The organism is Haemophilus parainfluenzae T3T1, from assembly GCF_000210895.1.
In the GTDB taxonomy this organism is placed as follows: domain Bacteria; phylum Pseudomonadota; class Gammaproteobacteria; order Enterobacterales; family Pasteurellaceae; genus Haemophilus_D; species Haemophilus_D parainfluenzae_A.
The window spans coordinates 1,240,591-1,254,489 of sequence record NC_015964.1 but is presented as its reverse complement, the minus strand read 5'-3'; the positions used below and the strand labels follow the sequence as shown (position 1 = coordinate 1,254,489).

The window sequence follows — 13,899 nt, the reverse complement described above, 5'->3', positions numbered from 1 at the left end:
CAGATAAAGAAGGAAAAAGAAATGGATCAAATGCCAGCTTGCCCAAAATGTAAAGGCGAATATGTTTATCACGATTCTGTGAATTTTGTTTGCCCTGATTGTGGCAATGAGTGGAATGGTAACGAAGCAGTTGAAACCGATGAAGATCAACTGATTGTTAAAGACAGCAACGGTAATTTATTAGCCGATGGTGATGATGTGCTTTTAATTAAAGATTTAAAATTAAAAGGTTCATCTGAAGTGTTAAAGAAAGGCACGAAATTCAAAAATATCCGTTTAGTTAACGGAGATCACAATGTCGATTGTGGCAAAATCATGTTGAAATCAGAGTTCTTGAAAAAAGCTTAAGAATTCCCAATAAAAAGAGCGGTCGATTTAAAAAAACTTTAAAATTGACCGCTCTTTTTTATTTTCGCTATACCTTCGCAGGTTTCACAATTTCACTTGGATAACAACCAAGCACTTTCAGATAATTACTGAACTGCTTAAGCTCTTCTAAGGCAATTTGGGTATCTGGATGATGAATGTTTCCTTCAATCTCCAAATAGAACATTTCTTCCCAAGGTTTGCCATAAATAGGACGAGATTCAAGCTTGGTCATATTAATACCGTGCTTTTTAAACACAAGTAAAGCATCCACCAAAGAACCCGCTTGTTGCGATGTTGTCATCAACAATAAAGTTTTCGTGTGAATTTGCGGTGAAACTTCTCGAGCTTGTTTTGCCACTACAATAAAACGAGTAATATTGTTTTCTTGATTCGCAATATTATGTTTTAACACATGTAAGCCGTAAAGCTTGCCGCCATCTTCATTGCCCAGTGCCGCAATATTCGGTTTATTCAAGCTTGATACAAGCTGCATTGCATGAGAGCTACTTTCACAGTACTCGATATGCACTCGCTCAAGACTTTGAATAAATTGACTACACTGCTGGATCACCTGTGGATGGCTATAAAGTGTATCAATTTTGCTTAAATCATCCTGCTCATTCACTAAAACACAGTGCTTGATAGGATAAGCCAACTCGCCTACCAAAGATAAGGTGGTATGTTGAAGCAAATCATAAACTTCATTAATTGCACCAGATGTGGTGTTTTCTAAAGGAAGTACACCATAATCAGCTTCTCCACTTTCAACTTTTTCAAAAATTTGAGCAAAGGAATCACAACTGATTTCAGCAAATTGTTGATGGTAGCGAGCCGCATAATTACGCGCAGCCAAATTAGAGTAAGAACCACGCTTGCCTAAGAAAGCAATATGTAACGTTTCTTCTCGTTGCTCATTGAGCTTTTTCTGCAAATACACTTGTTGTGTTAATACAGAATCTTCAATGATTTTTTGGAAGACTGACGTAATATACTGTGGTTCAAGCTGATAATTTTGACTTTCAGCAAATTGCACAAGCTCTTGTAAGAGTTGTTGCTCACGCTCTAGATCGCGCAACGCTTTTTGCGTCACTTCTTTGCTTCTTACTACATCATATGCCAGGCGATGACGCTCTGAAAGCAGCTTTAACAAGCTGCGATCAATTTGCGTAATTTGCTGACGAATTTCTGATAAATCTAATGCCATTTCATTCCTTACTTAAAGGTTACTTCATTATGAGGGATGTATTTTTCAGCATTAATAGGTGAATTTTTCTCAAAAAATTCTTTTAAAACATCCGCATCAATAAAACCTGTGTTAACAAAAGTTGGATTTTTGGTCATGACTGGATAACCATCTCCACCTGCTGCATTATAGCTTGGTACAGAAATACGGTAAATTTTATTTAAATCCAATGGTTTGCCTTGAATTTTCACATTTTCAACTTTCTTATCTGCACGATTCACTGTCATGCTGATACCTGAATATTGCGCATAGGCACCAGAATCTACTTCTTTCAATGCCACCACATTTAAATAATCCAGTAATTCTTTACCAGTTAGTTCGAAATAACTCACAATGTTACCAAATGGATGGATTTTTAAAATGTCTTTATAAGTTACATCACCTTCTTGGATAGAATCACGAATACCACCTGAGTTCATGATACCAATGTCTGCTTTCGCTTTTTGACGTTGTGCTTCTGCAATTAAGTGACCAAGGTTAGTTTGTTCAAAACGAATAATGGTACGATCACCTTCTAACTTACCGTTTAATTTCCCCACTTTTTGGCTTAATAAAGCATCACCTTTATCTTGGTAAGATTTTAAAAGTTTTTCCATTTCTGGATCTTGTGGAATCTCTTCGGCATAGTTCACATATTCTGTTTTACCGTCTTCTTTTTTCACTTTTTTCTTCAAGTTCACTGGAATTAATTGATAATTCACTAATTTTAATTCACCATTTTTGAACTCAAAGTCTGCACGACCAACATATTTGCCCCATTCAAAGGCCTGCATAATCCAAGTACCATTTTGGAAATCTGGTTTACATGGCTGAGTTGGTTGATAATCTTTAATCCATACACCTTTGTCATCCACACAAATCGGATCATGGCTGTGACCACCGATAATCATATCGAATGCGCCTTTATCTAAATTACGTGCAAGACTTACATCACCAGGCGCATTTGACCCATGTTTCGCATCATAGTAATAGCCCATATGTGTTAAAGCGATTTTTACATCGGGCTTAACTTTTTCATTTAGCGCTTTTAATGTGGCTTTTGCTGATGTTGTTGGATCTTCAAACTTCACATTGTGAAGGTATTCTGGGTTACCTAATTTTGCGGTATCTTCGGTGGTTAAACCTACCACGGCAATTTTAAGATCTTGTTTATTTAAAATGGTATAAGGCTTAACTAAGGTTTTACCTGTTTTAGTATTAATCACGTTTGCAGATAAGAATGGGAAATTCGCCCATTTTTCTTGCATATCAAGCACTTGTAATGGATTATCAAACTCGTGATTACCTAATACGGTTGCTTCATAGCCCATTGCGTTCATTGCTTTAATATCAGGTTCTGCCGTTTGCATATCTGACTCAGGTACACCAGTATTAAAATCACCTGCATTTAATAAAACGAGTGAGCCACCTTTTTGCTCCACTTCTGCTTTTACACGATTAACAATTGTTTTGTGTGCTGGAAAGCCATATTCACCTTTTGCATTCGGCCAAAAATGTCCGTGCGTATCATTGGTGTGCAATATGGTAAATTGATAGGTTTTATCTTGTTCATATGCCATTGCCGCAGAAGTTGCTAGCACAAGAGGAAGCACGGTAAATAATTTTTTCATAATAAAAAACACCTCTATTTTTGACCGCTCTTTACCTTCGCAGAAAACAAAAATAACAGAGCAAGATGGGAAATAAAAAAGCTATACTCCCAAAAGAAGTATAGCTTTTCAACAAAACATTGTTAGATGAGTACCTGCGCAGGCGCAATATAACCTTGTGGAACTTGTTTCTTATCTTCAAAGGTAACAAATTCCCACGCTTCCTGATCGGCAAGTACAGCACGGAGTAGCTTGTTATTTAAACCGTGACCAGATTTATAAGCTTTGAAATCACCGATGATGTTATAGCCACACATATAAAGATCGCCAATCGCATCAAGCATCTTGTGACGAACCAATTCATCTCTGAAGCGTAACCCATCTTCATTTAAGATACGATAATCATCTAATACGATGGCATTATCTAGGCTACCGCCTAATGCAAGACCTTGAGATTGAAGATACTCAATATCTTTCATGAAACCAAAGGTTCTTGCACGACTAATTTGATGTACGAATGCTTGTGCTGAGAAATCCATCACGTAATTACGTACATTTTTACTAATCGCAGGATGATCAAAGTCGATGGTGAAATCTAAACGGAAACCATTATAAGGTTTGAATTCTGCCCATTTGTCACCGTCTTCTACTCGTACATTTTTCTTAATACGAATAAATTTCTTCGGTGCATTTTGTTCTTCAATACCTGCGTCTAAAAGCAAGTAAATGAATGGGCTTGCACTACCGTCCATTATTGGAATTTCAGGTGCATCAACTTCGATAATGATATTATCGATACCTAAACCTGCTAATGCTGCATTTAAGTGTTCTACGGTTGAAACACGCACACCTTGTTCATTCACAAGTGCAGTACAAAGCATTGTATCGCGCACTGAATCCGCATTCGCAGGGAAAGTCACTGGCGGATTAAGATCAGTACGGCAGTAAATCACGCCAGTATTCGGCATAGCCGGGCGCAACGTTAATGTTACTTTTTTACCGCTATGTAAGCCTACACCTGTGACTTTAATGCTTTGTTTTAATGTTCTTTGTTTAATCATCTCTTTTACCTTATTGCTTTACAACAAGATTACTTTTACTCTTATTTCTCATCACGACCAAATGATGCCGGATTGAAGAAATTAGGATTGTTTCTTAACTGTTCTAAACGACTTGGATCAAGCGGTTTATTTAAGTTACCGTATTGCGAATTTTGTTCCTGTGCTGGTTCTGGTTGTGGATTATGTCTTAATGCATCTAAACCATGTAAACCAACTGGCGGTTGTGGTTGAATCGTTTCTTGCGCTACAGGTTGTTGAACTTGAGCTTGTTGCACTGTCGCTTGAGGACGAGCAATCACTACAGGCTCTGCTGAAACTACATCACCTAAACCTGTTGCAACGATCGTTACACGAATTTCATTGCTCATTTCAGGAACTAAACTGGTACCTACTACGATAGTCGCATCTTCTGATGCAAAGCTACCTACTGTGTCACCCACTACGTTAAATTCGTCAAAGCCAAGATCCATGCCTGAGGTAATATTAACAAGGATACCTTTAGCATTAGAAAGATCGACTTTCTCTAATAAATCATTTTTAATTGCAAGACGTGCTGCTTCTTCCGCACGACCCGCACCTGGCTCACTTTGAGCAGAACCAAAACCAATCATCGCTTGGCCCATTTCGGACATAACGGTTCTTACGTCAGCAAAGTCCACGTTGATTAAACCTGGAGAGGTAATCATATCGGAGATGCCCATAACAGAGTTACGTAATACGTCATTTGCAGCAGCAAAAGCATCAATTAATGTTGCATTTTTCGGGAGAACTTTTTGAATTTGTTGGTTAGGAATGATGATCATTGAATCCACATATTGTGAAAGATCCTTAATCCCTAATTCAGCAAATTGCATACGTTTTTTGCCTTCAAAGCTAAATGGCTTAGTAACAACAGCAACAGTTAAAATGCCTAATTCTTTCGCTACTTTAGCAACGATTGGTGCCGCCCCAGTACCTGTACCACCACCCATACCGGCAGCGATAAAGACCATGTCTGCACCTTCAAGCATTTTACGGATTTCTTCTTGGTCATCTTCAGCCGCTTTACGACCTACATTTGGGTTTGCGCCCGCACCAAGACCTTTAGTTGTTGCCCCACCAATTTGTACAGTTTGTTGAACTTGGCTTTTGCGTAATGCTTGTGCATCGGTATTCACCGCATAGAATACGATCTTACCGTGCTCATCGCTATCAATTGCACTTTCGCCCAAGAAATTACCATTGAATTCTTGTTGCACCATGTTAGCAACCATATGGTTAACTGCGTTACCGCCGCCTCCACCAACACCGACAACCTTAATCAGTGCACCTGTTTGCTCTTCAAAATCACCATACTCTGGGTATAACATTTGCTGTTCTCCGTTACTGCTAATACTCTGTTAGCATATTAATAAAAGTTAAATATTTTCTATTGTAAATTAAAACGCTAAAATTATCAAAATTCTGATTTCACTTTATTGAAAAAACTTTTTACACCTTTCCAGATTTTTTTGCAAAGCGCCTCTTCACTGTAACCAGAATCAACAGGATCATTATCACTATTTTGATGATGATATTGTAGTAATCCGACTACAGTTGAATATTGCGGGCGATTTACATAATCCGTTAAGCCTGTAATATTCAATGGACTACCAATACGCACTTGGCAACCAAATACATTCGAAGCACAATCTTTTAAGTCTTCAATTTGTGCACCACCACCGGTAATAACGACACCAGCAATCAATTCAAATTTAATATGTTTGCTTTCTAAATCTGCTTTAAGCTTATCTAATTCGTCCTTAACAACGCCTAATAGTTCAATATATCTTGCTGAAGTGATTAAAGATAAATCACTTTTTGTTAAAGCGCGCGGCGCTCGACCACCAATACTTGCCACTTCAATTTTTTTATCGCCATGTAGGCGAGCTGGATACAATGCACTTGCATAGTTCACTTTAATACGTTCAGCTTCTGCACGAGAAACAGTACATGCATGAGCAATATCATTCGTGACAATATTGCCTGCATAAGGAATAACCTTGCTAAAGCGTAATGAACCATTGGTATAAACCATCACATTCATAGTACCTGCGCCGAAATCGATTAAACACACGCCTAAATCTTTTTCATCTTCAGTTAAAACAGAATGTGTTGCAGCAAAGCCGGAGAACACGACTTTATCAACTTGTAAACCACAGCGTTCAACCGCTTTTTTCAAGTTATTTTGCCAGTCTTGGTGACAAGCGATTAAATGTACATTTGCTTTCAAACGAACACCGTGTAGACCTAATGGATTTTTAATATTAACTTGTTTATCTACCGCGTATTCTTGAGGAATAATGTGTAATAAAGAAAGACCTTCAGGTAATTTTACTGAGCTTGCTGTATGTAAAGCATCATCAATCTCTTCTTGGGTCACTTCATTTTCAGAAATAGCAACAAAACCGCTCTCATTCAGGCTTTGAATATGTTCACCTGTAATTGCAAGAGTCACACTCATAATTTGGCAATCAGCCATTGATTCAGCCGCTTCAATAGCACGTTGGATAGAGTTAACAACGGCATCTAAATCAGTAATACTGCCACGATCAATCCCTTTCGATGGACAACTACCCACGCCAAGTACATTTACGACGCCATCAGGAAGCACCTCCCCAACGACAGCAACCACTTTTGATGTACCAACTTCAAGACCTACAATTACTTTCGGTTCCAACTCTTTTCCCATTTTCTTATTACACCTAATGAATTATTTTATTTCTCTGTCAATCCAACCGCAGCTGATGCAGATGCATAGCGCAAATCTACATAATCAATTCGTTTACCTTCAGGCACTTCAATTTGTGGGTAAATCGTTACAAATCGATCTAATTTGGGTTTCCAATCTCCGCGCCCAAGTTTCAATACTATATCATTATCTAGCGTAACTTGCCACGCACCGCGATCATCAATTCGAACACCTTTAACAACTAAATTTTTGGCTTTAAAATCAGCGAAAATTTGATTCCAAGCTTCTAATACTTTCAAGCTTTGATAATCTGGGCCACCTAAATAAGGTAAAGCTTTTTCTTTTAACTTATCCATCGGTAATTGGAAAACAGTTCCCTCTTTTGTGACGAACTCTGTTTTGTTCCAAATTGCGACTGGCTGATATTCTGATAACCAGATACTTAAACGATTTGGCCAAATTTTGCGAACTACCGCACCTTTTACCCAAGGAATCGTTTCAAGCTGCTCTTGAATTTGCTTAACGTCTTGTCCCCAGAAGCCCTTAAGTGAACCCATTTTAAGCAATACGTCTTGCACATCCGGATAAGTAGTAAATTCATTTTGGCCCACTAATGCATAGGCAGTGATTTTTCTATCACCGTCTAAGCTTTCAAGCCAATTTTGCCAGTTTGAATAAACGAAATACCCTAGCCCCGCACAAAGTAACACCAAAGCAAGTTTAATCTGCAGCATAAAACGGAATTTACCTTCTCCATTAGATGAGCGACCAAATTGCGTTGGCGGTGTATTTTTGCGCTTAATTACATTCATTACGCACTCAACTCCAAAATTTTCACAACGAGTTGTTCAAATGAAATACCGACTGTTGACGCAGATTTAGGGAACAAACTGTGACTTGTCATGCCTGGGTTCGTATTTACTTCGACTAAACGGAAATTACCTTGTGCATCAGTCATCACATCAATACGGCTCCAGCCACGACACCCCACAACGTCATAAGCACGTTTAACTAATTTCGCTAATTCTTGTTCACGTTCAACTGAAAGACCGGCAGGGCAAAAATATTGAGTGTTATCTGAAATATATTTCGCATCGTAATCATAAAACTCCCCTTCAGGCACAATGCGAACAGCTGGCAATACCTCTCCACCTAAAACAGGCACTGTTAATTCATCGCCCGCTAACCATTCTTCAATCAAAATGGTGTTATCAAATTTAAGTGCATAATCGACCGCACTTTTTAATTCTTCGACTGCTTTTACTTTCGTTAAACCCACACTTGAACCTTCAAGAGATGGCTTAACCATCAAAGGTAAACCTAATTTTTCGACCACAGCTTGTGGGTTTAGTTCGTTAGCGTTTTCTTTGGTCACGATCTCCATATCGGCAACAGGTAAACCAAAGGCTTTCCATAACATTTTAGTACGCATTTTATCCATGGTTAATGCTGAAGCCATCACGCCACAACCAGTATAAGGTAAGCCAATTTGTTCTAATAAACCTTGCATGGTGCCATCTTCACCACCTCGACCATGTAAAATGTTAAAGACACGATCAAAACCATCTGCTTTTAAATTCGCGACATTATATTCTTTAGGATCGATACCGTGAGCATTATAACCTTGGCTTACTAAGGCGTTTAACACGGCTGCACCAGAATTAAGAGAAACTTCACGTTCAGCTGATGTGCCGCCTAACAACACGGCAATTTTTTCTTGTTTTAAATTCATTGTTTTATCCTGTTTTCTTTTTATTCTTCGTCAAAAGTGCGGTTATTTTTCGGTGTATTTATGCTTTCCAACGTTCAGCTAAACCACGAGAAATTTTGCTTACACTTCCCGCACCTTGGGCAAGAATTAAATCACCATCTTGAATAATTTGGTCTAACACATCACCAAGTTGTTCCGTATCTGAAACTAAAATTGGATCGACTTTTCCTAGATTACGAATAGAACGACAAAGTGCTTTACTATCTGCACCGACAATTGGCGCTTCGCCTGCCGCATACACGTCTAACATAATCAATGCATCCACTTGGGATAATACTTGCACGAATTCATCAAATAAATCGCGAGTACGTGAATAACGGTGAGGTTGGAAAATCATGACAATACGTTTATCTCCCCAGCCTTCACGGGCCGCTTTAATTGTTACATCAACTTCTGTTGGGTGATGACCATAATCATCCACTAAGCGTACTTTACCATTTGGACGAATAAACTCGCCTAATTGGTCGAAACGTCTGCCCGCACCTTGGAAATCAGCAAGCGCTTCTAAAATCGCTTCATTACCAATGCCTTCTTCTTTTGCTACAGCAAGTGCTGCCGTCGCATTTAACGCATTGTGTTTTCCTGGTACATTTAATAACACATTAATGCGTTCACCACTTGGACAAACTACAGTGTAATGACCTTGGAAACCGGTTTGTTCATAATCTTCGATACGATAGTCAGCATGTTCACTGAAGCCATAGGTTAATACTTGGCGACCAACTTGAGGAACAAGCTCCATTAACACAGCATCATCCGCACACATCACCGCTAAGCCATAGAACGGCAAGTTATGTAAGAATTTTACATAAGTGGCTTTCATTTTCTCAAAGTCACCTTCATAGGTATCCATATGATCCGGTTCAATATTGGTCACCACAGAAACCATCGGTTGTAAATGTAAGAAAGAGGCATCGCTTTCATCCGCTTCTGCGATTAAATAACGGCTTGCACCTAAATGTGCGTTTTTACCAGCTGATTTAACTAAACCACCATTAACGAAAGTTGGATCCAGTTTCGCTTGAGTATAAATCATCGAAATCATGGCTGTTGTTGTGGTTTTACCATGGGTCCCCGCAACTGCTATACCATGACGGAAACGCATAATTTCAGCTAACATTTGTGCTCGCTGAATCACGGGAATACGATTTTGTTTAGCGGCGATTAATTCTGGGTTATCTTCATGGATCGCGCTTGATACCACAACCACACTCGCCCCTTGCACATTTTCAGCTTGGTGACCGATGAAAATTTTTGCGCCAGCTTGAGCAAGACGTTGAGTCACGGCACCATCTGCAATATCAGAACCAGAGATATCATAACCTTCATTTAATAAAATTTCGGCAATCCCACTCATACCGGCGCCGCCGATACCAATGAAATGAATTTGTTGAACCCGACGCATCTCAGGGATAATCTTTCTAATTTCGTCCGAAATATGTTTCATATTATTTCACCTTTATTTTTAACCGCACTTTTAGGTTAAGGGTTTATTTACTATCCCTCAACTTCTCTGTTCTTATTTCGCGTTCTCTACGATAACATCAGCTACACGTTTAGCTGCCAACGGGGCCGACATTTCTTTTGCCTTAATCGCCATCGCTAGTAATATTTCACGATCTGTTTTTTCTAAGAAATCGACCAACACATCCGCATTTAATTCATTTTGCTGAATAATTTTTGCTGCGCCTACATCGGCAAGATATTTCGCATTTAAATATTGTTGTTGATCTTTATGCTGGAATGGTACAAAAATCGCAGGCGTCCCCACAGCAGCTAATTCGCATACTGTTAGTGCACCAGAGCGACAAATCACCACATCCGCCCAAGCGTAGGCTTCTGCCATATCATCAATAAATTCTGTAATTTTGACCGAGTCTGCATGTTCACCATAAAGTGCGGTCACACTTTCAACAGAACCTTTACCCACTTGATGACGCACTTCTAGTTTATCTGCCAAACGAGCAACCACTTGTGGGATAGTCTGATTGAGTACGCGAGCCCCTTGGCTTCCACCCACGACAAGTACTCTCAATTTTCCACTTCTTTCTGAAAAACGCGCTTGTGGTGATGGCATTTCAAATAAATCTTGGCGAACTGGGTTTCCTACAACTTCGGCATCTTTGAATGCCGTTGGGAAAGCTTGTAATACACGCGTCGCAATTTTTGCCAACCATTCATTGGTTAAGCCCGCTACGGCATTTTGTTCATGTAAAATAACTGGCACACCACAAAGTTTTGCAGCAATACCACCAGGGCCTGATACATAACCGCCCATACCTAATACCGCATTAGGTTGATATTCTTGAATAATTTTACGAGCTTGTAGTACCGCTCTTAAAATAGCAAAAGGCGCACCAAGTAAAGCTTTTATGCCTTTACCCCGCAACCCTGAAATTTGAATAAAACGAATCGGAATGCCATGTTTTGGTACAAGCTGTGCTTCCATTCGATCTTTGGTGCCTAACCAGCAAATTTCCCAACCTTCTTTTTGTAAGGTTTGAGCAACCGCGATGGCGGGGAAAACATGTCCACCAGTACCACCCGCCATAACTAATAATTTTTTACTCATAAATATCCCTAATCATCTCTCAAACGTGCTTGACCACCACGTTGTAATCTATTTTCATGGTCAATACGCAATAAAATTCCCACAGTTGCTGACATAATAATGATACTTGAACCACCGTAACTCACTAATGGGAAAGTTAAACCTTTTGTTGGTAACATTCCTAAGGCCATGCCAAGATTGACGAAACCTTGGAAGAAAATCCAGAAACTAATACCTAAAGCAAAAAAGCCACGGAAACGCTGTTCTAATATGAGAGATTCACGTCCAATTTTCATCGCACGGAAAATCAATAACCCCAAGAGAATCACAACCACCAAAATACCAATAAAACCGAACTCTTCACCAATAATCGCCATGATAAAGTCAGTATGTGCTTCAGGAAGATAATCGAGTTTTTGAATGGAGTTACCGAGTCCTTCCCCACTAATTTCACCACGACCAAACGCCATCAAAGAGTTAGTCAGCTGGAACCCTGTTCCGTAAGGATCTTTAAACGGTTCTAAGAAACCGGTAAAACGTTTTAAACGATAAGAGGCAGTAAGAACTAACCAAGCAAACAACGCCAAACCCAAAATCATCAAAAAGATGAATTGGAGAAGTTGAGCCCCTACAATAAACAACATCCCTGACATAATGACAAAAAGAACTATTGTACTACCTAAATCAGGTTGTAATAGTAAAAAAGCACCCAATGCAAACACAACAATAAAGGGTTTACCAATACTGGCGCGTTTAGAACGAACCTCATCATAACGACGCGTAAAATAACTCGCGAGGAAACAAGTTAAAGCTAGCTTAGCAAACTCTGCCGGCTGGAAATTTAAAATACCTAGAGAAATCCAACGTTTTGCCCCGTTAACAGAGGTTCCAACCATAAGAACTAGTATCAACAACACAATTGCCAATAAGAAAATTTTGGCATGCCATTTTTCCCATTGAGAGGAAGAAATTTGGAGGGTTAAATAGCAGGTTGCTAAAGAAAGTAAGACATAAACGGCATCACGTTTAGCAAAATAGAATGTATCATTAAATACGCGTGCACTGTAAGGCATCGATGCAGAAGTTACTGCCACCAAACCAATCAGCAATAGCACGACAAAAAGCCAAAACAATGCGCGATCGTAAAGTAATCCCTGCGGAGTCACTCTCGCCCATTGTTCATAATTTCGTTTAATTTTATTGATAAATTCCATTACTACCCTAATTTTTTAAGCTAATTTTGCTAAACGAGTAAACTCTTCGCCACGTTTTTCAAAAGAGGCAAACTGATCCAAACTTGCACAAGCAGGAGATAATAACACCATATCACCTGATTTTAAATGTGGACGTAAAAATGAAATGGCTTGCTCCATGGTTTCAAACAAATGACTTTGGCTTGATAGTGCCGCAAGTTGTTTGCCATCACGACCAAAACAATACGTTGAAATATGAGGTTGATTGATTAAATCGGCGAGTTCAGAAAAATCTGCGCCTTTACCATCACCACCTAATAAAAGGTGTAACGTTCCCTCAACATATAAACCCGCTAATGCTGCAACGGTGCTACCTACATTTGTGGCTTTAGAATCATTAATCCAACGAACGCCATTCGCTTGATGGGCTAATTGGAAACGATGATCTAGGCCTTTAAATTGACGAAGTGCGGTACGAATTGCCTCTAAATTTATGCCTACTGCCTGTGCTAACGCTGTCGCCGCTAAAATATTCATATAATTATGGCGACCAACTAAGGTGGCTTCATCACAAGGTAAAATCACTTCCTCTTTCGCCATTAAGTACTGTTTACCGTTTTCGGTTTTCAACCAGTAATCCGCTTGATTTTCAGCAAAAGACACAACCTTCTTAGCTTGATTTTCACCTTCGCCAAAAGTAAGTTTATCTTCTAAATTCACTACCGCTGTTTCCGCATTGTGGTAAATACGTAATTTGGCTTGGCGATAATCTTCTAAATCCACATAACGATCCATGTGATCTTCAGTCACATTAAGCACTGTCGCTGCAGCTGCTTTCAAGCTATAAGTAGTTTCAAGTTGGAAACTGGAAAGTTCTAAGACATAAAGATCACAATCTTCATTTAATAATGACAACGCAGGAATGCCAATGTTTCCCCCCATTCCTACTTTTATTCCCGCCGCTTTTGCCATTTCATAGACCAATGTTGTCACGGTGCTTTTACCGTTAGAACCAGTAATCCCGATAATTGGCTTCGTTGCTGCTCGGCAGAATAATTCAATATCTCCTATTACTTCCACGCCAGCTGAAAGTGCGGTCTGAATTTCAGGTGTTTTTACTGCGAGTCCCGGGCTAATGACAATAATATCGCTTTCAAGTAACCATTGTTGATTTAGACTACCCGTGTGTAAAGGAACATTTTTAGGTAATTGATCCGCACCAGCTGGATGTTGGCGTGTATCAATCACACGGATATTAGCTTGTTGAGATTGAAGATATTCAACGCAAGAAAGGCCTGTTTTTCCGAGGCCTATGATGGTGATAGTTTTATTTTGATATAGAGTTGTCATGTTGTTTTTCTTCTCTCGTATTCTGGGATCACACAGGGTGCAACAAGTGCACCCTACAAAAA

Annotated in this window: 12 protein-coding genes; 1 reads left to right on the top strand and 11 read right to left on the bottom strand. The window is 39.3% G+C overall.

Translation table 11 applies throughout. The features are described 5' to 3' along the window. Window positions 1-21 precede the first annotated feature (21 nt). Entirely contained in the window at window positions 22-348 is a 327-nt protein-coding gene (locus tag PARA_RS06380) for a zinc ribbon domain-containing protein YjdM (RefSeq protein WP_014065041.1), read from the top strand. A gap of 67 nt (window positions 349-415) precedes the next feature. On the opposite strand, the gene pheA is transcribed toward PARA_RS06380, so the two are convergent. The 11 genes from pheA to murD form a co-directional block, all read right to left on the bottom strand. Then, a complete protein-coding gene (gene pheA / locus PARA_RS06375; protein WP_014065040.1) occupies window positions 416-1,573 on the bottom strand; it encodes a prephenate dehydratase in 1,158 nt (385 codons plus the stop codon). 8 nt (window positions 1,574-1,581) lie between these two features. Beyond that, entirely contained in the window at window positions 1,582-3,222 is a 1,641-nt protein-coding gene (gene ushA / locus PARA_RS06370) for a bifunctional UDP-sugar hydrolase/5'-nucleotidase UshA (RefSeq protein WP_014065039.1), read from the bottom strand. 122 nt (window positions 3,223-3,344) lie between these two features. Then, window positions 3,345-4,262, bottom strand: coding sequence for a UDP-3-O-acyl-N-acetylglucosamine deacetylase (gene lpxC / locus PARA_RS06365; RefSeq protein ID WP_014065038.1), 918 nt, complete (start codon window positions 4,260-4,262; stop codon window positions 3,345-3,347). Between the two features lie 41 nt (window positions 4,263-4,303). Beyond that, complete coding sequence (ftsZ, locus tag PARA_RS06360) at window positions 4,304-5,611, bottom strand: cell division protein FtsZ (protein WP_014065037.1); 1,308 nt, start codon at window positions 5,609-5,611, stop codon at window positions 4,304-4,306. Between the two features lie 86 nt (window positions 5,612-5,697). Then, the gene (gene ftsA / locus PARA_RS06355) at window positions 5,698-6,972 is read right to left on the bottom strand and encodes a cell division protein FtsA (protein ID WP_014065036.1); all 1,275 of its coding nucleotides are present in this window, start codon (window positions 6,970-6,972) and stop codon (window positions 5,698-5,700) included. 26 nt (window positions 6,973-6,998) lie between these two features. Further along, complete coding sequence (locus tag PARA_RS06350) at window positions 6,999-7,784, bottom strand: cell division protein FtsQ/DivIB (protein ID WP_014065035.1); 786 nt, start codon at window positions 7,782-7,784, stop codon at window positions 6,999-7,001. Then, window positions 7,784-8,704: a D-alanine--D-alanine ligase gene (locus PARA_RS06345; protein ID WP_014065034.1), complete on the bottom strand. Its 921-nt coding sequence runs from the start codon at window positions 8,702-8,704 to the stop codon at window positions 7,784-7,786. The genes PARA_RS06350 and PARA_RS06345 overlap by 1 nt, the downstream gene beginning before the upstream one ends. Window positions 8,705-8,762: 58 nt before the next feature. Beyond that, complete coding sequence (gene murC, locus PARA_RS06340; protein ID WP_014065033.1) at window positions 8,763-10,190, bottom strand: UDP-N-acetylmuramate--L-alanine ligase; 1,428 nt, start codon at window positions 10,188-10,190, stop codon at window positions 8,763-8,765. 72 nt (window positions 10,191-10,262) lie between these two features. Beyond that, window positions 10,263-11,315 carry an undecaprenyldiphospho-muramoylpentapeptide beta-N-acetylglucosaminyltransferase gene (gene murG / locus PARA_RS06335; RefSeq protein ID WP_014065032.1) on the bottom strand — a complete coding sequence of 351 codons (1,053 nt, stop codon included), beginning with the start codon at window positions 11,313-11,315 and terminating at the stop codon, window positions 10,263-10,265. 8 nt (window positions 11,316-11,323) lie between these two features. Beyond that, window positions 11,324-12,508 carry a putative lipid II flippase FtsW gene (ftsW, locus tag PARA_RS06330; RefSeq protein ID WP_014065031.1) on the bottom strand — a complete coding sequence of 395 codons (1,185 nt, stop codon included), beginning with the start codon at window positions 12,506-12,508 and terminating at the stop codon, window positions 11,324-11,326. A 15-nt stretch (window positions 12,509-12,523) separates the two neighbouring features. After that, window positions 12,524-13,837 (bottom strand): UDP-N-acetylmuramoyl-L-alanine--D-glutamate ligase, encoded by a 1,314-nt coding sequence (murD, locus tag PARA_RS06325; RefSeq protein WP_014065030.1) that lies wholly within the window; start codon window positions 13,835-13,837, stop codon window positions 12,524-12,526. Between the last annotated feature and the right edge of the window lie 62 nt (window positions 13,838-13,899).